This window comes from Nonomuraea sp. NPDC050783 (assembly GCF_040802095.1).
Classification (GTDB): domain Bacteria; phylum Actinomycetota; class Actinomycetes; order Streptosporangiales; family Streptosporangiaceae; genus Nonomuraea.
In genome coordinates, this window is record NZ_JBFAHK010000006.1 from 541,620 (window position 1) to 561,523 (window position 19,904).

Annotated in this window: 22 protein-coding genes; 7 read left to right on the plus strand and 15 right to left on the minus strand. The window is 73.4% G+C overall.

Annotated elements, in window-relative coordinates; all coding sequences use genetic code 11:
* The first annotated feature begins 12 nt into the window (after positions 1–12).
* Entirely contained in the window at positions 13–1,185 is a 1,173-nt protein-coding gene (locus tag AB0H75_RS20020; RefSeq protein ID WP_367798090.1) for a cellulose-binding domain-containing protein, read from the plus strand.
* A gap of 67 nt (positions 1,186–1,252) precedes the next feature.
* On the opposite strand, the gene AB0H75_RS20025 is transcribed toward AB0H75_RS20020, so the two are convergent.
* On the minus strand, positions 1,253–2,215 hold the full coding sequence (locus tag AB0H75_RS20025; RefSeq protein ID WP_367798092.1) for a helix-turn-helix transcriptional regulator: 963 nt from the start codon (positions 2,213–2,215) through the stop codon (positions 1,253–1,255).
* 62 nt (positions 2,216–2,277) lie between these two features.
* On the opposite strand from AB0H75_RS20025, the gene AB0H75_RS20030 reads away from it, so the two are divergent.
* A complete protein-coding gene (locus AB0H75_RS20030) occupies positions 2,278–4,533 on the plus strand; it encodes an ATP-binding cassette domain-containing protein (protein WP_367798094.1) in 2,256 nt (751 codons plus the stop codon).
* A 35-nt stretch (positions 4,534–4,568) separates the two neighbouring features.
* Here the strand turns inward: AB0H75_RS20030 and AB0H75_RS20035 are convergent, their stop codons facing one another.
* Entirely contained in the window at positions 4,569–5,594 is a 1,026-nt protein-coding gene (locus tag AB0H75_RS20035; RefSeq protein WP_367798096.1) for a fatty acid desaturase, read from the minus strand.
* 168 nt (positions 5,595–5,762) lie between these two features.
* Here AB0H75_RS20035 and AB0H75_RS20040 point away from each other — a divergent pair, with 168 nt between their 5' ends.
* Positions 5,763–6,074 carry a hypothetical protein gene (locus AB0H75_RS20040; RefSeq protein ID WP_367798098.1) on the plus strand — a complete coding sequence of 104 codons (312 nt, stop codon included), beginning with the start codon at positions 5,763–5,765 and terminating at the stop codon, positions 6,072–6,074.
* A gap of 45 nt (positions 6,075–6,119) precedes the next feature.
* Here AB0H75_RS20040 and AB0H75_RS20045 read toward each other — a convergent pair whose 3' ends face one another.
* Both AB0H75_RS20045 and AB0H75_RS20050 read right to left on the minus strand, forming a co-directional pair.
* On the minus strand, positions 6,120–6,533 hold the full coding sequence (locus AB0H75_RS20045) for a hypothetical protein (protein WP_367798100.1): 414 nt from the start codon (positions 6,531–6,533) through the stop codon (positions 6,120–6,122).
* A 77-nt stretch (positions 6,534–6,610) separates the two neighbouring features.
* The gene (locus tag AB0H75_RS20050) at positions 6,611–7,402 is read right to left on the minus strand and encodes a maleylpyruvate isomerase family mycothiol-dependent enzyme (RefSeq protein ID WP_367798102.1); all 792 of its coding nucleotides are present in this window, start codon (positions 7,400–7,402) and stop codon (positions 6,611–6,613) included.
* A 127-nt stretch (positions 7,403–7,529) separates the two neighbouring features.
* Here AB0H75_RS20050 and AB0H75_RS20055 point away from each other — a divergent pair, with 127 nt between their 5' ends.
* From AB0H75_RS20055 to AB0H75_RS20065, 3 genes are all read left to right on the plus strand, one after another.
* Positions 7,530–9,002, plus strand: coding sequence for a serine hydrolase domain-containing protein (locus AB0H75_RS20055; RefSeq protein ID WP_367798104.1), 1,473 nt, complete (start codon positions 7,530–7,532; stop codon positions 9,000–9,002).
* Positions 9,003–9,040: 38 nt separating this feature from the next.
* Complete coding sequence (locus AB0H75_RS20060) at positions 9,041–9,760, plus strand: MerR family transcriptional regulator (protein WP_367798106.1); 720 nt, start codon at positions 9,041–9,043, stop codon at positions 9,758–9,760.
* A gap of 90 nt (positions 9,761–9,850) precedes the next feature.
* Complete coding sequence (locus AB0H75_RS20065) at positions 9,851–10,189, plus strand: hypothetical protein (protein WP_367798108.1); 339 nt, start codon at positions 9,851–9,853, stop codon at positions 10,187–10,189.
* A 33-nt stretch (positions 10,190–10,222) separates the two neighbouring features.
* On the opposite strand, the gene AB0H75_RS20070 is transcribed toward AB0H75_RS20065, so the two are convergent.
* The 3 genes from AB0H75_RS20070 to AB0H75_RS20080 are packed head-to-tail and all read right to left on the minus strand — an operon-like array spanning position 10,223 to position 11,922.
* On the minus strand, positions 10,223–10,597 hold the full coding sequence (locus tag AB0H75_RS20070; RefSeq protein WP_367798110.1) for a hypothetical protein: 375 nt from the start codon (positions 10,595–10,597) through the stop codon (positions 10,223–10,225).
* A gap of 15 nt (positions 10,598–10,612) precedes the next feature.
* Positions 10,613–11,518, minus strand: a complete 906-nt coding sequence (locus tag AB0H75_RS20075) for a hypothetical protein (RefSeq protein ID WP_367798112.1) — start codon at positions 11,516–11,518, stop codon at positions 10,613–10,615.
* Positions 11,515–11,922 (minus strand): YbaB/EbfC family nucleoid-associated protein, encoded by a 408-nt coding sequence (locus AB0H75_RS20080; RefSeq protein WP_367798114.1) that lies wholly within the window; start codon positions 11,920–11,922, stop codon positions 11,515–11,517. Before AB0H75_RS20080 ends, AB0H75_RS20075 begins: the two co-directional genes overlap by 4 nt.
* A gap of 237 nt (positions 11,923–12,159) precedes the next feature.
* On the opposite strand from AB0H75_RS20080, the gene AB0H75_RS20085 reads away from it, so the two are divergent.
* Positions 12,160–12,882, plus strand: a complete 723-nt coding sequence (locus AB0H75_RS20085) for an alpha/beta hydrolase (RefSeq protein ID WP_367798116.1) — start codon at positions 12,160–12,162, stop codon at positions 12,880–12,882.
* Between the two features lie 90 nt (positions 12,883–12,972).
* On the opposite strand, the gene AB0H75_RS20090 is transcribed toward AB0H75_RS20085, so the two are convergent.
* The 8 genes from AB0H75_RS20090 to AB0H75_RS20125 all read right to left on the minus strand — a co-directional run bounded on the left by AB0H75_RS20090 (position 12,973) and on the right by AB0H75_RS20125 (position 19,868).
* Complete coding sequence (locus AB0H75_RS20090) at positions 12,973–13,923, minus strand: hypothetical protein (protein WP_367798118.1); 951 nt, start codon at positions 13,921–13,923, stop codon at positions 12,973–12,975.
* Positions 13,924–14,076: 153 nt separating this feature from the next.
* Positions 14,077–14,745 (minus strand): transcriptional repressor LexA, encoded by a 669-nt coding sequence (lexA, locus tag AB0H75_RS20095; RefSeq protein ID WP_367798120.1) that lies wholly within the window; start codon positions 14,743–14,745, stop codon positions 14,077–14,079.
* A 26-nt stretch (positions 14,746–14,771) separates the two neighbouring features.
* A complete protein-coding gene (locus tag AB0H75_RS20100; RefSeq protein WP_367798122.1) occupies positions 14,772–15,236 on the minus strand; it encodes a helix-turn-helix transcriptional regulator in 465 nt (154 codons plus the stop codon).
* Between the two features lie 85 nt (positions 15,237–15,321).
* On the minus strand, positions 15,322–17,724 hold the full coding sequence (locus tag AB0H75_RS20105) for an ATP-binding cassette domain-containing protein (RefSeq protein ID WP_367798124.1): 2,403 nt from the start codon (positions 17,722–17,724) through the stop codon (positions 15,322–15,324).
* Positions 17,725–17,830: 106 nt separating this feature from the next.
* Positions 17,831–18,187, minus strand: a complete 357-nt coding sequence (locus AB0H75_RS20110) for a VOC family protein (protein ID WP_367798126.1) — start codon at positions 18,185–18,187, stop codon at positions 17,831–17,833.
* Positions 18,188–18,347: 160 nt separating this feature from the next.
* On the minus strand, positions 18,348–18,803 hold the full coding sequence (locus tag AB0H75_RS20115; protein WP_367798128.1) for an antibiotic biosynthesis monooxygenase: 456 nt from the start codon (positions 18,801–18,803) through the stop codon (positions 18,348–18,350).
* Entirely contained in the window at positions 18,797–19,234 is a 438-nt protein-coding gene (locus AB0H75_RS20120) for an acyl-CoA thioesterase (RefSeq protein ID WP_367798130.1), read from the minus strand. Before AB0H75_RS20120 ends, AB0H75_RS20115 begins: the two co-directional genes overlap by 7 nt.
* A complete protein-coding gene (locus AB0H75_RS20125; protein WP_367798131.1) occupies positions 19,224–19,868 on the minus strand; it encodes a TetR/AcrR family transcriptional regulator in 645 nt (214 codons plus the stop codon). Before AB0H75_RS20125 ends, AB0H75_RS20120 begins: the two co-directional genes overlap by 11 nt.
* Between the last annotated feature and the right edge of the window lie 36 nt (positions 19,869–19,904).

Consider the following 19,904-nt stretch of genomic DNA (forward strand, 5'->3'; position numbering starts at 1 on the left):
GTGCGCGAACTCATGACCCGTCCCCCCGTACGGCTGTGGGCAGCCGTCGCCTGCGCCGCCGCCCTGGCAGTGGCCGGCCTCGTCGCGGGCGTCCCCGCCGCGGCCGCCACCGGCTGCCGCGTGGACTACACGGTCAACCAGTGGCAGGGCGGCTTCACCGCGCAGGTGAAGGTGACGAACCTGGGGACGGCGCTCAGCGCCTGGCGGCTGCGCTGGACCTACACCGGCGACCAGCGCGTCACCAACGCCTGGAACGCCCAGGTGCAGCAGGACGCCGCCACCGTGACGGCCACCGGCGTCGCCTGGAACGCCTCCCTGCCCGCCGGCGGCGCCACCGAGTTCGGCCTGCAGGGCACCTGGTCGGCGGCCAACCCGGCACCCGCCGCCTTCACCCTCAACGACACCCCCTGCAACGACGCCCCGACCCCGACCGGGACACCCACGGCGACCCCGACCGTCACACCCACCGTGACCCCCACTGTGACCCCGACGGGCCAGCCGGACTGCTCGGGCGCGGCCGTCTGCTCCGGCTTCGAGGACCAGTCGGGCACCCCCTCCGGCGACTGGCGGACCGTCTCCCCCAACTGCTCCGGCACCGGCACCGCCACCATCGACACCACCCTCGCGCACACCGGCACCCGGTCCCTGCGCATCGACGGCGGCGGCGGCTACTGCAACCACGTCTTCGCCGCCACCACCCGCGACCTGTCCCAGCTCGGCCCGGTGCTCCACGCCCGCATGTGGATCCGCCACACCACCGCCCTGCCCGCCGGCCACGTCAGCATGATCACCATGGCCGACGCCAACGACGGCAACCGCGACCTGCGCGTCGGCGGCCAGAACGGCGCCCTGCAGTGGAACCGCGAGTCCGACGACGCCACCCTGCCCGAGCAGAGCCCGGCCGGCGTCGCGCTGAGCAGACCCCTGCCGACCGGCCGCTGGATCTGCCTGCGCTACGAGATCGACACCACCCGGCAGTCGATGCGCACCTTCCTCGACGACCAGGAGGTGACGGGCCTGCGCGTGGACGGCGTCCCCACTCAGGACGTGGACTCCCAATGGCTGCGCCGCGCCACCGCCCCGCGCCCGACGACCCTGCGGCTGGGCTGGGAGAGTTACGGCGGCGACCGCGACACCCTCTGGTACGACGACGTCGCCCTGAGCGCGTCCCCGCTGAGCTGCTGATTTGCTGGGCTGCTGACCTGCTGGGCTGCTGACCTGCTGACGCGGCCGGCCCGACGCGGCCGGCCCGCTACCTCTCTCCGGAGGCGGCCGCCAGACGGGCGGCGAAGCCCCGCAGGGCGCCCCGGAAGCGGGCCGGCTCCTCGACGGTGAAGGGGGCGTCCAGGAAGGCCAGGCCCAGCAGCAGCCACTGCCAGGTGTCGAGCATCAGCACCACCCGGGTACGCCGCCCGTCCAGCGCCTCCAGCTCGACGTCCTGGTGGACGAAGGCGTCGGCGACGGCCGCCGGCGGCGCCTGGACGGTGAGCACCACCCGCTCGCGGTCCTTGCCGAGCCCCTGGCGCAGGTAGCCGAGCGCGCTGCCGGCCGGCAGCGGGCGGGGCTCGTAGGTGCCGGTGGACACGCGCAGGCCGGTGATGCGGTCCACGCGGAACACCCGCCAGTCGCCCCGCCCGGTGTCCCAGGCCAGCAGGTACCAGCGCAGGTGGTGGTGGACGTGGCGGTAGGGGTCGGCCCGGCGGAAGGTGCGCGAGCCGTCCTTGCCGGTGTAGTCGAAGGTCACCGGATGGCGGTGCTGGATCGCCCCGGCCAGCTCGGCCAGGACGTCGGCGCTGACGCTCGGGCCCGGCGCCGCCCCGGTCTCCAGGCTCGCGCGCACCTGGGCGGCCCGGTGCCGCAGCCGCCTGGGCAGGAGCTGGTCGATCTTGCCGTAGGCGCGGGTGGCGGCCTCGTCCACGCTGCCCTCGGCGGCGCTGCCGGTCGCGGCGAGCGCGGCCAGCCCGAGGAGGGTGGCCACGGCCTCGTCGTCGTCGAGCACGAGCGGCGGCAGCGCGCTGCCCGCCACCAGCCGGTAGTGGCCTCCCGGGCCGGGCTGCGTCCTGACCGGGTAGCCGTAGCCGCGCAGGCGGTCGACGTCGCGGCGCAGCGTGCGAGGGCTGACGCCGAGCCGGGCGACCAGCTCCTCGCCGGTGAACGCCCGCCCGCTCTGCAACGTGGCCAGCAGGGCGAGGATGCGCTGGGTGACGTCCGCCATGCCTCCACTCTCCCCGCGGATGCGGCCGGAATCTGGCCACATCTGCTCCTAGCGTCGATCGTATGCCGAACCACCTGATCCGTATCCGTGGCGCCCGTACCAACAACCTCAAGTGCCTGGACGTGGACCTCCCGCGCGGCCGGCTGATCGTGTTCGTCGGGGTGTCCGGCTCGGGCAAGTCGTCGCTGGTGTTCGACACGATCGCCGCCGAGGCGGGGCACCAGCTCAACGAGACCTTCCCGCCGTTCGCCCGCAACCGGCTGCCGAAGTGGACCCGGCCCGACACCGACGAGATCGAGGGCCTGTCGCCGGTCGTGCTGATCGACCAGCGCAGGCTCGGCGGCAACGCCCGCTCGACGGTCGGCACGATCACCGACACCTGGACCTACCTGCGGCTGCTGTTCTCCCGCGCGAGCACCCCCCACGTGGGCGAGTCCAACCGCTTCTCCTTCAACGACCCCACCGGCATGTGCCCGGCCTGCTCCGGGCTGGGCGAGATCGTGGTCAGCGCCGTCGAGCGGTTCCTGGACCTGGACAAGTCGCTGGCCCAGGGCGCGATCCTGCTGCCCGGCTTCGGCAACGGCGGCTGGTGGTACTCCCAGTACGCCGACATCGGCAGCTTCGACGCCGAGACCCCGCTGCGTGACTGGACGCCGGCCGAGCGCGCGGCGCTGCTGTACGGCGGCGAGCACGCCGCCCGCCTCGGCACCCGCCCGCCCAAGGACTACGAGGGCGTGGTGCCGCGCTTCGAACGCATCTACCTGCACACCTCCGACGACCTGTCGGACCGCAAGCGGGAGACCATCGCCCGCTTCACCCGCTCCGAGACCTGCCCGGAATGCCACGGCGACCGGCTGGAGGAAGCCGCCCGCACCGCCACCGTCCTCGGACGCACGATCGGCGAGATGGCCCGCATGGAGATCACCGAGCTGGCCGGGCTGCTGGAGCAGGTACGCGAGCCGGCCGTCGCGCCGGTCGTGGCCGCGCTCGGCGACAAGCTACGCGCCATGATCACCATCGGGCTCGGGTACCTGCACCTCGGCCGCGCCACCACCTCGCTGTCCGGCGGGGAGTCGCAGCGCGTCAAGACCGTCAAGCACCTCGGCAGCAGCCTCGTCGAGATGCTCTACGTCTTCGACGAGCCCACGGTCGGGCTGCACCCGCACGACGTCACCGCCATGACGGGCCTGCTGCGGCGGCTGCGCGACAAGGGCAACACCGTGCTGGTCGTCGAGCACGACCCCGCCGTCATGGCGATCGCCGACCAGATCGTCGAGATCGGGCCCGAGGCGGGCGCCGGCGGCGGGCAGCTGGTGTTCCAGGGCGGCTTCGACGAGCTGCGCGCGGCCCGCACCGCCACCTCGGCGGCCTTCGCCGAACGCGTCCCGCTCAACACCGAGCCCCGCACGCCCGCCGGCGCGATCACGGTGACCGGCGCCACCCGCAACAACCTCAAGAACCTGACCGTGGACATCCCCGCCCGGGTCCTCACCGTCCTGACCGGGGTCGCCGGGTCGGGCAAGTCCAGCCTGGCGGCCGAGCTGGTCTGCCAGCACGAGGCCATCGCCATCGACCAGCGCCCGGTCAGCGTCAACCGCCGCTCCACCCCCGTCACCTACACCGGCATCGCCGCGCCGATCCGCAGGCTCTTCGCCGAGCACAGCGGCCTGCCCGCCGGCCTGTTCAGCGCCAACTCCGCCGGCGCCTGCCCCGACTGCAAGGGCCTCGGCGTCATCTATACGGACCTGGCCTTCATGGACGGGCAGGAGAGCGTGTGCGAGACCTGCCACGGGCGGCGCTTCACCGACGAGGTGCTGCGCCACCGGGTGAACGGCCTGTCCATCGCCGACCTCGACGACCTGACCATCAGCGACGCCCTGGACCGGCTGCCGGACCGGCACATCCGCGACGCGCTGCGCCACCTCGACCGGATCGGCCTCGGCTACCTGCGCCTCGGCCAGCCCCTGACGACGCTGTCCGGCGGCGAGTGCCAGCGCGTCAAGATCGCCAAGGAGCTGCGCGAGGCCGCCGAGCCGTCCCTGTACGTCCTGGACGAGCCCACCACCGGCCTGCACCTGCGCGACATCGCCGGCCTGCTCGGCGTGCTGGACCAGCTCGTCGACCAGGGCCACACGGTCGTCGTGATCGAGCACAACCTGGACGTCATCCGCCACGCGGACTGGGTCATCGACCTCGGGCCCGGCCCGGGCAGGCACGGCGGCCGCGTCCTCTACCAGGGCCCGGTCGCGCGCCTCACCGGCACCGCCACCGCGGCCGCCCTGCACGACCAGGACGAGCCGGCGACCGCCACCAGGTAGCGGCGCGCCCGCTGACCATGCTGGGCGAGGCACGGTCAGCGGGCACGGAGCGGGCGGCCGACCTCGTGCAGGTGGCGCAGGGCCTGGGCCCAGGAGGCGATCAGGCCGCACTCGGCGTAGTCGATGCCCAGGGAGCGGCAGTGGTCGCGCACGATGGGCCTGGCCCTGCGCAGGTTCACGCTCGGCATGCTCGGGAACAGGTGGTGCTCGATCTGGTGGTTCAGGCCGCCCAGCGCGACGTCCAGCAGGCGCCCGCCGCTGACGTTGCGGGAGGTCAGCACCTGGCGGCGCAGGAAGTCCAGCTCGTCCTGCGCGGTCAGCACGGGCATGCCCTTGTGGTTGGGGGCGAACGTGCAGCCCAGGTAGACGCCGTAGCAGGCCTGGTGGATCACCAGGAAGGCCAGGGCCTTGGCGGGCGGCAGGACGACCAGCAGCGCCCCGAGGTAGGCCACGACGTGCGCGACGAGCAGCAGTGCCTCGGCCGGGCGGTTCTTCAGCGACGGGCGGCGCAGCGCGCGGAAGCTCGACACCTTGAGGTTGACGCCTTCGAGGGTGAGCAGCGGGAAGAACAGCCACGCCTGCCGGCGCCCGATCAGGCGCGGCAGGCCGCGCGCGGCCTCGGCCTGCTTGAGCGACCAGATGAGGATGTCCGGCGCCACGTCGGGATCGTGGTCCTCGTGGTTGGGGTTGGCGTGGTGGCGGGTGTGCTTGTCCATCCACCAGCCGTAGCTCAGCCCGACGGCCAGGTTGCCGGCCAGCAGGCCCGCGATCCTGCCGGTACGCCGCGAGCGGGAGATCTGGCCGTGCGCCAGGTCGTGGGCCAGCAGCGTGACCTGGGCGAAGGCCACCGCCAGCAACAGCGCGACCGGAGCCTGCCACCAGGAGTCCCCCACGGCGGCGAACAGCCTCCAGCTCCCCGCGAACAGGGCCGCCACCAGCCCGATCCTGATCGCGTAGTAACCGGGCCGCCGCTCCAGCAGCCCGGCCTCGCTGACGCGGCGCGCCAGCACCGCGAAGTCGCTGCCGCGCTGGCGCGGGCGGGAGGTCTCTGCAACAGTCACAACACTCTCCGATGCCGGTGAAACTCCTCAAGGGTGATCACTTACCAGCATCCCGGGAAACAGCCGCCACGCGAACCCCCGCTGTCCCCCTTCTCCGCGGTAGTGCCCGCCCTACGTCCGTGCGCAGTAGGGTGCAGGCAGGCCGGAGGCGCCCCCCTTGGAGGGCTGATGGACGGTTTCGTACCGGAGATGCTGGAGTTCGAGACCACGATGGCGGGCTACCGCCGGGCGGCCGACCTGGCCAACGCCCTGCTGGCCCGCGGCTGGGCGCTGATGGCCGAGGTGACGCCCGCCGGGCAGGGCCGGCGGGCCGAGCAGGACCTGTGGACGGTCCGGGCCATCGGCACGCGGGACGAGGCCGGCAGCGTGGAGCGGTGCCTCAGACAGGCCAACCCGGACGGCCAGGTCACGGTGCGGGCACCCGTCCAGGAGCTGGACGGGTTCCTGAGCGAGCTGCTGGGCGAGCCCGGCCAGGACTGAGCCCGCCGGGACGCGCGGGCCAGCCGGGACGCGCGGACCCGCCGGTCAGCGGGAGTCGCGCAGCTTGCCGGTGGCGACGTAGTCGACGGCGACCTGGTAGAAGCTCGCGATCGACTCTCCGGCCTCGACCCCGTCCCGTAGCTGCTTGCGGACCTTGGTGAACGGGAAGGCCGTGCTGCCGTCGGGCAGGAGCACGCCCCACCCGTCCTCGTCCCTCTTGTGCCAGCGCCCGCCCGCCGCGGCGGCGATGCACGCGCCCAGGAACGAGCCCAGCACGCCCACCAGGCCGTCCACCTGCTCCGGGTCGAAGTCCGGCCGGGCGCGCCGGCGCTCGATGAACCCCTCGACCCACTCGACGGACTCCCGGTTGAGACCGAAGTCCACGTCGCTGATCGGGCCGAGCTGCTCGATCGCGAGATCGACGTTCTCCCGGATCCACTGGAGCTCCTGATCGTCCACCCGAGGATGGTGACAGCGCCCGCCGGGGCCGTTCAATCGGATTTCCTCCCGAGAGGGAGGGATCGCGCGGGCAGGGATCAGTAGCCGGGGAAGACCCGGCGCAGCAGGTCGAGGTCGGCCGCGCCGGTGGTGGCCACGCCGCCGGGGGTGCGGGCCGGCGCGAGGCGGCCGGCGACCAGGCGCAGCCAGGACTCGGCGGGCAGGGTCAGGGTGCCGTCGGGCCGCTCGGGGACGTCGAAGTCCACGCTGATCGGCGCCCGCAGGCGCAGCGCGAAGACGGAGCCGGGCTCGGTCGTGGTCACCTGGATGACCGCGGTGCGCCCGTCGAGCCGCTCCACCTTGCCGATCCAGGCGAACAGGTCCGGCCCCTGGTGCAGGAGGGCCGCCGTGGCGTCCGGCCGGAGCGTAGCGTGCTCGTCGAAGGCGACGCGCACGTCCCAGGCGTGCAGGGCCAGCTCGCTCAGGCGCATCCGCGCCACGGTGGCCACGTCCACCGGCGCGGGCAGGAAAGCCAGCTCGATGCGCAGGCTCTCGCGGGTAGAGGCGTCCAGCGACTCGTACAGCGAGGTCAGCTCCTGGTTGGCCCGCAGGAAGCCGGTGGCGCGCTCGCGCCGGGTCATGGCGTCCCATCGGTCCCAGACGCCCTGGTTGAAGTCGTGGCCGGGGCCAGGCTCGTCCTTCAGCGCGCACTGCAGGACGGTCCGGCCGATCTCGGCGCCGCTGCCCAGATGGCTGAGGACCTGCGAGACGTCCCACTCGGCCGCGCCCGAGGGCCGCGCCAGGTCGTCGTCGCCGAACCCGGACACCAGCCCGGCGAGGTCGTCGTGTCCGGTACGCAGTGCGGCGATGACGGGGTCGGCGCTGCTCATCGCTTGTTCTCCAGCCGCTCGAGTCGAGGAACTTCGTACCCCGATCTTGCACCTTCCCCCTTCCGGCGGAGAAGGCGGGGTCGGGAGCTTGACCTTGCCCCAGGGGCAAGGCCGGACGATGATCTGCGTGAACACGAACGCACTGCGTACCCTCGAAGCCCGCTTCCGTGAGCAGATCGCCGCCGCCTGCGAGTCCGGAGCCGTCCCCGGGTTCGTCGCCGGCGTCCACCACGCCGGCGAGCAGGTCGTCGTCGCCCACGGCACCGCCAACCTCGCCACCGGCGCGCCGATGCGCGAGGACACCGGGTTCCTCTTCGGCTCCGTCACCAAGGTCCTGACCACCACGCTGGTCCTGCAGCAGGTCGAGCGCGGGACGCTGGACCTCGACGCGCCGGTGGTGAGGTACCTGCCGGAGTTCGCCCTGGCCGTGCCGGGCGCGGCCGACAAGATCCTCGTCCGGCACCTGATCTCGCACACCAACGGCATCGACGCGGACCTGTACTTCCCCGACGCCAAGGGCCGCGACGCGCTGAAGACCTACGTCGCCGGCCTCGCCGACGGCCACGGCACCCTGTTCGAGCCGGGCGAGCGGCTCAGCTACTCCAACGGCGGCATGATCGTCGCGGGCCGCCTGCTGGAGGCGGTGACCGGCCTGTCCTTCCCCGGCCTGCTCCAGCGGGACGTGTACGGGCCCGCCGGCATGAAGGACTCCAGCACCTCGGCCGAGCAGGCCATCCTGCGCAGCACGGCCGTCGGCCACTTCCCCGGCCCCGACACGATGCCCGAGACCGTGCCCGAGACCGTGCCCGAGACCGTGCCCGAGACCGTGCGGCTCAGGCCCACCGGCATGTTCACGCTGCCCGACACCTGGGGGCCGGCCGGCGGCACGCCGATCGGCACCGTCGCCGACCTGCTCGCCTTCGGGCGCACCCACCTGGCCGGCGGCGTGTCCCCCACCGGCGCGCGCGTGCTGTCGGCCGCCTCGACGGAGCTGATGCGGCGGGTCTCGTACGACATGGCCAGCCCGAACGTGCCGCCGATGGGCCTGGGCTGGGTGTTGTACCCGTTCGGCGGCACCACCGTCCTGGCCATGTCCGGCGCGTCGCCGGGCGGCGTGTCCCTGCTGTGCGTCGTCCCCGAGCACGACCTGGTCCTCGCCGCCTACGGCAACACCCCCGGCGCGCTCATGCTGCAGGACCAGCTCCTGCGGCAGCTCCTGAGCGAGCACCTCGGCGTCGCGATCCCCACGCTGGTCAGTCAGGTGCGCCAGGACGTGGACCTCACCCCCTACGCCGGCACCTACCGCTCCGACCAGCTGCGCATCGACGTCAGCGTCGTGGACGGCCAGCTTGAGGAGCGGACCACCTACGAGCCGGCGGACGCCTCGCAGGAGCGGATCTTCACCGCGTTCGCCGGCGGCGCGACCTCCGCCCCGCCGCAGCGCTACGTGCCGGTCGGGCCCGGCCTCTTCGCGCCCGCCGGGCACCCGCTGGAGACGTTCGACGGATACCTGCGGCTGCTGCTCGTCTCGTACCACGACGTCCGCGACGGGCAGGCGCGCTTCCGCAACGGCGGCGGCCGGCTGACCCGGCGGGCCTGACCCCCGGAAGGAGGGACCTGACTGGCAGGATGTCCGGCATGCTCACGATCGGGCAGCTCGCGGACTACGCGGGAGTGACCACCAAGACCATCCGCCACTACCACGAGCGCGGCCTGCTCGCCGAGCCCGGCCGCGACTCCTCCGGCTACCGGCGCTACACCGCCGGGCACGCCGTGGACCTCGTCAAGATCAGGACCCTGGCGCAGGCGGGCGTGCCGCTGGCCCGCGTCAAGGACCTGCTCGACGCCGGCCCCGGCGCGCTCGCGGCGGCCATCGCCGAGATCGACCGGGAGCTGGAGGAGCGCATGGCGCGGCTGCGGCGGGCCCGCGAGCACCTGGCCGAGCTGCGCGGCGGCGACCGGCTCTTCGTCTCCCCCGAGGTCGCCGACTTCCTCGACGACCTGCGCCGGCTCGGCGTCAGCGAGCGCCAGATCCTCCTGGAACGCGACGGCTGGATCCTCATGCGGACCGCCGCGCCCGAGGACGCCGGAGCGTGGATCGCCGAGAAGCGCGAGCTGATGGCCGATCCCGAGTTCCGCGCCCTCTACCTGGAGCACGACGCCGCCTACGGCTGGCCGCCGGACGACCCCCGGCTGCCCGGCCTGGCCGCCCGCACCCGGAGCTGGTTCGCCGGCCGGCACAGCCCCTCCGAGACCCGCCCCGTCGCCAACCCCGCCATCGCCGAGCTGGCCGCCAGCTCCCAGCCCGGAGCCTCCTCCCCGGCCTGGGAACGCCTGGCCCGCCTCATGGAGGGCTGACCCCGGGGCCGGCGCGGCGCGGCGCGCGGGTGGAACGGGATGGAACGCCCACCGGGGTGCAGTCCATCCGACCGACCACGGGGAGAAACCGTGACATCTCTGACGAAGAAGCTTCTGGGCGCGCTCGCCACGGCGACGCTGGCGGGCACCGCCCTCGCCGCCACCGCAGCCCTGCCCGCCGCCGCGGCCCCGGCCGCCCGGCCCGCCGCCCCGGCCGCCGCCGTCCGGAGCGGCGCGCTGTTCGACGGGTTCGGCAAGGGCGCCGACGAGGGCGCCGCGGCCGCCGCCGCCGAGAGTGCCGCCAGGCGGAACGCGGCCGACCACGGGTTCACCGCGTGCGAGGTGTTCGAGTCGGTGCTCTGGCAGAACGCCGGGTCGTCCGCGTGGCTCGCGCTGGTCACGGTCCGGTGCGAGGACGCGGCCCGCTGATCCCGGGGGAGCCGGCGGCCGGGGAGGGGACGGTCAGCCGGCACCCCAGATGGGGCGCTCCGGGTCGGCGGGCGGCAGCATGGCCAGGACGGTGGCGATCGTGCTCCAGTCCGCGACCTGGACGCCGTCCCGCATCAGGCGCAGCCGCTGCGCGATCTGCCGGTGGGCGGACACCAGCACGTCGGTGCCCTCCATGATCTGGCCGGTGACCGCCACGTAGCCCGACCCGCCGCCCTCTCCCCCGGCGAAGGTGGCGCCCAGCTTGTCGTCGCCCCAGAAGGCCCCGATGGCCTCCAGGTCGCGGGCCGCCGCGCCGATGAAGCGGCCGAGGTCGTTCCCCTCGGCGTCGAAGGCGTCGGCCGCCGAGCGGAACACCTCCTTGTGGATCTCCATCTCGCGCTCGTCCATCCCAGGAACGTCCTCTCAGCCCGCGGGTTTGTGCGCCATCGTGAAGTACAGCAGGATCCGGCCCAGCGTCTGCTTCCACGTGGGCAGGAGGTCGGTGCCCTCCTCGCCGTTCATGGCGTCGTAGGAGGGGCCGTAGCCGATCGAGCCGCCGGCCATCCGGCTGAGGAAGTACTGGACGTCGGCGTTGCCGCTGATCCTGCTGGCCAGGGGCATCGCGGCGTCGAACACGCCGTAGAAGGCGACGGAGGCGGCGAACTCCTTCATCGCCTGGGTCGCGTTCTCCTTCAGCGAGCCGGGGTCGTCGCCGCGCAGCGCCTTGACGCCCGCCACCACGCCCACGTCGCCGAGCGCGAAGAAGGCGCTGCCGATCGTGTACTCCGTCAGCTTGCTCAGCACGATCCTGGCGACGCTGTGCTCCAGCAGCCTGGCCAGCATGCCCGCCTGCGCCCGCCGCATGAGGAACTGGGTGATCTGGTAGGCCGTCCCCGCCTGCCAGGGGAAGGTGCTGATGAAGATGAAGCTGGCGAAGTTGGCCAGGGCCAGCGTCCAGTACGTGTGCCGCGCCGTCTCGATCACCTCGGCGTACTCGGCGCACGCCTGGCTGTTCTGGCGGCAGCGCTGGGCGAGCCGGGCGGTGTAGGCCACCTCGGGCGGCGGCGGGTACAGGCCCTCGGTGACGGTCCTGGTGTAGGCGTCCACCCCGTCGCCGCTGTTCTTGCGCCACACCGCGGCGGCGGCGGGGAACGTCCGGTCCGGGCTCTTCTCGATCCGCTCGGCCAGCCGGGCCCAGACCTCGGCGGCCTGGCGGGCCTTGGCCGGGTCGCCTTCGGGGTAGTCGACGGCGAGCATCTTGAAGACGAAACCCGCGATGCCGAGGGCGCCGAGCCCGTAGATGCTCGCGCGGCCGGGATTGATGCTCAACGCCGCCGCGCCCCGCCGTCCCGGCCGGCCGCGCCTTCCTGGGGAGCGTCCCGGCCCCGCGGCCCGGCGTCCTCCAGGACGGTGCCGGCGATGAACGGGGCCACCAGGTCGTCGGCGGCCCGCGCGGCGTCCCGTGCCGCCCTGGCCGAGGCCTCCAGGATCGCCGCCGCCAGCTCCGCGGAGCCGAGCCGCATGGCGCGCGGGTCGATGACGAGCCCGGACAGCGCGCCGGCCGAGGTCACCTCGACCGTCACCCGTCCCTGCGCCGCCTCGCCCCGGCCTTTGACCGCGGTCATCTGCTCGCTCAGCCGCTCGATCGCGGCGACGTCCTGCTGGAAGCGGTCCAGCAGCCGGCCGAGCTCCTGGTCGCCGCCGTCGCTGAACGGACCGGCCGGTGATGACATCCTGTCTCCTGACTCTCTCGGATCCCTCCACATTACAACTAACCCAGCAGGGAATAAGGGTTTTTGTCGATCATGTGCCCGGATTCCGGTCCGGGCGGATGTGATAAATTCAGCGTCGCTGTGCGCCGCATCGACCGGAGGAGGTGAGACCGATCAACGTTGTGACAGATCGGGGCTCCCTTCCCCGCACGGCCTAGGGAGCGCCCGCACCAGGCACCCGAAAGGCTTGAAACGCGCATGCGCTTCACCTCCCTGACGTCGGCCGACGGCGTCACCGAACGCTCCTTCACCCTCGACGACATCCCCGGCGTGTTGTGGACGCCGCACACCGAGCCCACCGCCCTCGTCCTCGTCGGACACGGCGGCGGGCAGCACAAGCGGGCCCCCGGCGTGGCCGCCCGCGCCGCCCGGCTGGCGGCCGGCCACGGGTTCGCGGTGGCGGCCATCGACGCCCCCGCCCACGGCGACCGGCCCAGGAGCGCCGAGCACGAGCGGATCATCACCGAGATGCGCAGCCGCATGGCCGGCGGCGGCGACCCCGTCCCGCTGCTGGCCGAGCTGCACACGCTGCTGGCCGCCCAGACCGTCCCGGAGTGGCGCTCGGTCCTGGACGCGCTCGGCGACCTCGGCCCGGTGGGCTACTGGGGCGTGTCGCTGGGCTGCGCCCTCGGCCTCCCGCTGGTCGCCGCCGAGCCGCGGATCCGCGCGGCGGTGCTGGGGCTGAGCGGAACCTCGCTGGCCTCGGCCGAGGCCGCCGCCGGGATCACCGTGCCCGTGCGGTTCCTGGTGCAGTGGGACGACGAACGGGTGCCGCGCCAGGAGGCCCTGGCCCTGTTCGACGCCCTGGGCTCGGCGGAGAAGACCCTGCACGCCAACCCCGGCAAGCACGAGGACGTGCCGGGCTTCGAGGCCGACAGCGCCGTCCGGTTCCTCGCCGGCCACCTGGGCCGGCTGGGCTGACGCCGCCGCGCGCCGGCCGGGACGACGGGTCCCGGCCGGCGCGCGCTCGGTGAGCGTGCCGCACCGGCCCGGAGACCGCCCGACGTTTCCCTACCGCGCGACGGCCTGCAGGCCCCAGACGTTGATCCTGCTGTCCCGGCCCGCGCTCAGGGCGACGTGGCGCCCGTGCAGGACGGCGATCCGCACTGTTTCGACACCGCCCTCGTGGCCGACCAGCGGATCGCCGAGTTGCGTGCCGGTGGCCAGATCCCAGAGCCGCACCGTCCCGTCGGCGCCTCCGCTCACCGCCAGGGCGCGCTCACCGATCACCGCCGTGTCCACGGCTTCGACGGCGCCCTCGTGGCCCGTCAGCCGATCGCGGGGAGCGTCGTCTCCGTGCGCGTCCGCCAGGCCCCACACGTGGATCTCCTCCTCGACACCCGCCACCAGAAGGGGGTCACCTGCCGGCCCCGCCAGCGACACGGCCAGTACGCGTTCCCCTTCGGTGTCGAACGTCCTGACTTCCCCGTCCGCCGACAGATCCCACACGGCTATCCCCTCGTCCGCCCCGCCCGCCGCCGCCAGCGAGAAGCCAGGGGCGTGGGAGGCCGCGAGGCAGGCGACCGGGCCGATCTCGTTGAGCAGCTCCACCGGCGCCTCCGCGGACGGCCCCCACACCAGGATCTCCTCCGCGTACTGCGTAGCGGTCACGAACAGCGGCGGCCCCTCACCGCGCACCTCGGTCACGGCCGCGAGGTAGGGGTCGTCGAAACGCGCACCCCGAATCAGCTCACCGCTCTCCAGATCCCAGAAGGCGACCCCCTGCTCGTCACCGCCCGCCGCCAGGACCACCCGGCCCGCGGACATGACCGCGGCCACCGAACGGAGGTCGTTGTCGGCATGGGGGTACCGGGCGGCCAGCGGGTCTCCGGCGCAGGCGAAGGCCAGCGGCCGCTCCTGCCACACATCCCGCAGGGGGTCCCACGTCCACACTCCTCCGTACCCGGAGTCGGCGCAGACCACGAGCGGCCCGCCCCCGGTCTCGACCAACGTGAAATCCATGACCCGGGACGAAGAGGGAACCTCACTGCTCGACATCGCCGACCGCGCGCGCACGCCGCGAAGCTACCATTCAAGATCGCCTTTTACCGGCATATCTCATACATCTCCGTCGCCACCGGAACAGATGAGTCCGGCCAGTCCGGAGACGCGCGCTCAGAGGTTGCGCAGGACCGAGACCACGATGCCCAGCACCACCGCCCGGTCGCCGTCGATGACGTCGTAGGCGGGGTTGCGCGGTTCGAGCAGGACGTGCCCGCCGCGCCGGCGCAGCACCTTCACCGTGGCCTCGCCGTCGATCATCGCCGCGACGATCTGCCCGGAGTGCGCCTCGGACTGCTGCCGCACCACCACGATGTCACCGTCGCAGATCGCGGCGTCGATCATCGAGTCGCCCCGCACCCGCAGCGCGAACACGGTGCCCCGCCCGGTCAGGTCGCGCGGCAGCGTCAGCAGGTCGTCGACGTGCTCGTCGGCCAGGATGGGAGCGCCCGCGGCGATGTCGCCCACGACGGGCACGCTCACCAGGCCGGCCGGCGGCTCCGGCGCCGCGCCCCGCAGGAACAGGCGCACGTCGATCGGCCGGGCCACCGCCGCGCCCCGCCGCAGGAACCCCTTCTCCTCCAGGCTCCGCAGGTGCTTCGACACCGACGAGGACGAGCGCAGCCCGACCGCGCGGCCGATCTCGCGGGTGCTCGGCGGGTACCCGTACCTGACCACCCAGTCCCGGATCGTGGCCAGGATGCGCTGCTGGCGCGGCGGCAGGGCCGAGGCGTCCAGGTAGTCGAACGTGTCGAGGTCGTCGTAGGTGGTCACGTGCGACATGCTAGACCGGCGGCGGCGCGCGGGTGTCAGGCCGGCTGCGCCTGCCCGGCCGGCGCCTCCCGGCTCCTGACCGGCCGGGTGACCTGCTTGGCCACGCACGCCGGGATGCCCTCCGCCGACTCGGCCGCCTGCCGCCGGTAGGTGCTGGGCGACACGCCGACCAGCTCGGTGAAGCGGGTGCTGAAGGTGCCCAGCGACGAGCAGCCGACCGTGAAGCAGACCTCGGTGACGCTGAGGTCGCCGCGGCGCAGCAGCGCCATCGCGCGCTCGATGCGCCGCGTCATCAGGTAGGAGTACGGCGACTCGCCGTAGGCGCGGCGGAACTCGCGGCTGAGGTGGCCCGCCGACATGCTCACGCCGCGGGCCAGCGCCTCGACGTCCAGCGGCTGCGCGTACTCCCGGTCGATGCGGTCGCGGACGCGGCGCAGCAGCGCGAGGTTGCGCAGCCGCTGCCGGGCGGCGTCGTCGGAGGCGGGACGGTTGGTGTGCACGGCCCCATCTTTCCGAGCCGCCGCCCGGTTCGTCCACTTCCGCCCCCGGCGAGGGAGGGCGGCGCGTCTCGGCAGGAGGGCGACGTCAGGCGCCGACATAGGCCGCGAGGTGCTCGCCGGTGAGCGTGGAGCCGGCCGCGACGAGATCGGCGGGCGTGCCCTCGAAGACGACCCGGCCGCCGTCGTGACCGGCGCCGGGGCCCAGGTCGATGATCCAGTCGGCGTGCGCCATGACCGCCTGGTGGTGCTCGATGACGATGACCGACTTGCCGCCGTCCACCAGCCGGTCCAGCAGCCCGAGCAGGTGCTCGACATCGGCCAGGTGCAGGCCGGTGGTCGGCTCGTCCAGGACGTAGACGCCGCCCTTGCCGCCCAGGTGGGTGGCGAGCTTGAGCCGCTGCCGCTCGCCGCCGGACAGCGTGGTCAGCGGCTGGCCCAGGCTGAGGTAGCCCAGCCCGACGTCGGCGAGCCGGTCCAGGACGGCGTGCGCGGCCGGCGTGCGGGCCTCGCCCGCGGCGAAGAACTCCAGGGCCTCGGTCACCGGCATCGCCAGCACCTCGCTGATGTCCCGGCCGCCCAGGCGGTGCTCCAGCACCGCCGCCTGGAAGCGCCTGCCCTCGCACTCCTCGCAGGTCGTCGTGATGCCGGCCATCATGCCCAGGTCGGTGTAGACGACCCCGGCGCCGTTGCAGGCCGGGCAGGCGCCCTCGGAGTTGGCGCTGAACAGCGCCGGCTTCACCCCGTTGGCCTTCGCGAACGCCTTGCGGATCGGGTCGAGCAGCCCGGTGTAGGTCGCCGGGTTGCTGCGCCGTGAGCCGCGGATGGGCGTCTGGTCGACCACCACCACGCCGTCCCTGCCCGCCACCGAGCCGTGGATCAGCGAGCTCTTGCCGGACCCGGCCACGCCGGTCACCGCCACCAGCACGCCGAGCGGGATGTCCACGTCCACGTCGCGCAGGTTGTGCGTGGCGGCGCCGCGCACCTCCAGCGTCCCCGACGGCCGGCGTACTGACGGCTTCAGCGCCGCCCGGTCGTCCAGGTGCCGCCCGGTCAGGGTGCCGGCGGCGCGCAGCCCGTCCACCGTGCCCTCGAACACCACCTCGCCGCCGGCGGTCCCGGCGCCGGGGCCCAGGTCGATGACGTGGTCGGCGATCGCGATCACCTCCGGCTTGTGCTCGACCACCAGCACGGTGTTGCCCTTGTCGCGCAGCCGCCGCAGCAGGTCGTTCATGCGCTGGATGTCGTGCGGGTGCAGCCCGATCGTCGGCTCGTCGAAGACGTAGGTCACGTCGGTCAGCGACGAGCCGAGGTGCCGGATCATCTTGGTGCGCTGCGCCTCGCCGCCCGACAGCGTGCCCGCGGGCCGGTCGAGGCTGAGGTAGCCCAGCCCGATCTCCACGAACGAGTCCAGCGTGTGCCGCAGCGCGGCCAGCAGCGGCGCGACGGACGGCTCGTCCAGGCCGCTCACCCACTCGGCCAGGTCGGTGATCTGCATCGCGCACACGTCGGCGATGTTCAGCCCGGCGATCCGCGAGGAGCGGGCCGCCTCGCTCAGCCGGGTGCCGTCGCAGTCGGGGCAGGTGGTGAAGGTGACCGCCCGGTCCACGAACGCCCTGATGTGCGGCTGCATCGCCTCCCGGTCCTTGGCCAGGAACGACTTCTGGATCTTGGGGATCAGCCCCTCGTAGGTGAGGTTGACGCCCTCCACCTTCACCTTGATCGGCTCGTGGTAGAGGAAGTCGCGCATCTCCTTCTTGGTGAACTCGCGAATCGGCTTGTCCGGGTCGAGCAGGCCCGACTCGGCGTAGACCCGTACCGTCCAGAAGCTGTCGGACTTCCAGCCCGGGATGGTGAAGGCGCCCTCCGACAGCGACTTGGAGTCGTCGTAGAGCTGGGTGAGGTCGATGTCGGAGACCGCTCCCCGGCCCTCGCAGCGCGGGCACATGCCGCCGGTGAGGGTGAAGGTCTGCTTGACGGTCTTGCCGCCGCCGCGCTCGACGGTGGCCGCGCCGCTGCCCCGCACCGAGGGGACGTTGAAGGAGAACGCCTGCGGCGAGCCGATGTGCGGCTGCCCGAGCCGGCTGAACAGGATGCGCAGCATCGCGTTGGCGTCGGTGGCGGTGCCGACCGTGGAGCGGGGGTCGGCGCCCATCCGCTGCTGGTCCACGATGATCGCGGTGGTCAGCCCTTCGAGCACGTCCACCTCGGGCCGCGCCAGCGTCGGCATGAAGCCCTGCACGAACGCGCTGTAGGTCTCGTTGATGAGCCGCTGCGACTCGGCGGCGACCGTGTCGAACACCAGGGAGCTCTTGCCCGAGCCGGACACGCCGGTGAACACGGTCAGCCGGCGCTTGGGGATCTCGACGCTGACGTCCTTGAGGTTGTTCTCGCGCGCGCCGTGGACCCGGATCACGTCGTGGCTGTCGGCCAGGGGCGGCTCGGACGGCCGCGGGCCGGTGCCCGTTCCGGCGTTCAGGTCGGTGCTCATCGTCTCTCCATGTGTCGGTCGCCTGGCTCGGCGAGGTCCCGGTGGCCGTCCATTTTCTCCCTCGGGGCCGGCCGCGCGACCCGCGGGCCGCGCGGCCGGCCGGGGCTCACTGGTCCTGGACCAGGCCGAGGACGTTGCCGTCGGTGTCGGTGAAGGTGGCCACCAGGCGGCCGCCGCCGACCTCGCGCGGGGGCTCCTTGACGGTGGCGCCCGCGGCCGTCACCTCGGCCAGCTTCGCCTCGATGTCGCTCACGTGCCAGTGCGCCACCGGCGAGGTCATGCCCTGCGGCCCGCCGTTCGGGACCAGCCCGATCTGCTGTCCGGCGACCTCGTAGCCGACGTAGTAGGACGAGTCGACCTGCGGCGGCGTGCCGAGCAGCGCGGTGTAGACCGCCTTGGCCTTCTCCAGGTCCGAGACGGGGTGCAGCACGGTCTGGATGCCGAGGTTGGCGGAGTCGCTCATGATCGCTCCTGACGGGGGTGGTCGCGTGGAATCGGATCGGACGCCGGCGCGGGTGAAGGGCGCGACGTCCGTGACGCTCACGCTAGCCACGGCCCCGGGAGCGCCGCTTCTCGATTCCTGACCGGTCCGGCGCCCGCCGCCCCCGCGGGGCGGGCGCCGGTCACTCGTGCACGGCGCTCCACAGGTCGGCGCCCTCCAGCGTGGCGATCTCCCAGGTACGCGACCGCAGCGTGCCCCGGTCGCGGTACGCCCGCATGATCCGCACGTGTTCCGGCAGCCGCACGAACGCCCGGAGGTCGGCCTCGCTCCGCCACACCGACAGCGACCCGGCCCGGCGGCCGGGCAGATCGCTCCAGAGCCACATACCGACCGCCCCGGGCAGCTCCGGCCACAGGCGGCTCAGCGCCAGCCCCTGGCGGGCGATGCCGGGCAGGTCGAGCAGCCGGTGCGCCCGGTAGTCGGTCAGCGCGACCACCAGCGGGCCGGGGCCGGCGGGCGCCGGACCGGCGATCCAGCGGGATCTCAGCACGGCGGCACGCCCGATCAGCACGGTGGCACGCCCGATCAGCACGGTGGCACGCCGGATCAGCACGGTGGCGGGACGCGGGATCAGCACGGCAGCGGCGTGCGGAGCAGGGGCTCGGCGGCGGCGCGCAGCTCGGCGCTGAACGGCTCGGGCCGCAGCGTGGCCGGGTCCAGGTTGACGTTGACGCGGTAGCCGTCGGCGTGCACGAGCGAGCGGTCGGCCGACAGGACGCGGAAGCCGTAGACGCCGCTGGTGCGGCCCATGCGTTCCATCCAGAAGTGCACCATCGGCTCCCCGGCCCCGGCGATGGGCGCGTGGTAGGTCACCTTGAACTCGCGCACGGCCAGGAACACGTCCTTGAACACCGACCTGGCCGGGTCGGGCGCCCAGCCCAGGCGCTGCCAGTAGGCGCCGATCGCGCGCTCGACCAGCAGGGCGTAGCGGGAGTTGTGCAGCAGGCCCATCGCGTCGAGGTCGTCGAAGTGCACCTGGACCGGCTCGTAGATCCCGTCAGCTGTCATGGCCGTCCTCCGGAAGGAGCGTGGGGTCGGGGCAGAGGGCGCGCAGGCGCTGCAGGACGGCGCGGCGGGCGTGCAGGAGGCTGGCCGCGCCGTCGTGCAGGCGGGAGTGCGTGACCACCATCTCGCCGAGCGCGTCGATCTCGTAGGCGAGCTGGGCGGGATCGACGTCCCGCGCCAGCTCGCCCAGCTCGACCGCCTCCGTCACCTGCCGCTGGAGGAACGCCTGCCACTCGCCCAGGGCGCGGGCGACGCGGTCGCGCACCGGCCCCGGGCGGTCGTCGAACTCGACCTGGGCGGTGAAGAAGAAGCACCCTCCGGGCAGCACGCCGTCGCCGTAGAAGCGCAGCCGCGCCTCGTGCAGCGCGAACAGCCGCCGCACGCCCGCGGGGGCCCGCAGGGCGGGCGCCACCACGTGCTCGCTCCACTGCCGGGCGGCCCATTCCACGGCGTCGAGCTGCAACTGCTCCTTGCCGGCCCAGTGGGCGAAGAACCCGGACTTGCTGGTGCCGGTCGCGGCGGCCAGCCGCCCCAGGGTGAGCCCGTCCAGCCCTTCGACGGAGGCGAGGCTCACCGCTCGCTCCAGGATCGCCTCGCGGCTGCGCGAGCCGCGCAGCCGTCGGCCGTCGTTCGTCATGCCGACAAACTACATGAACGATCGGTCGTTTGTATA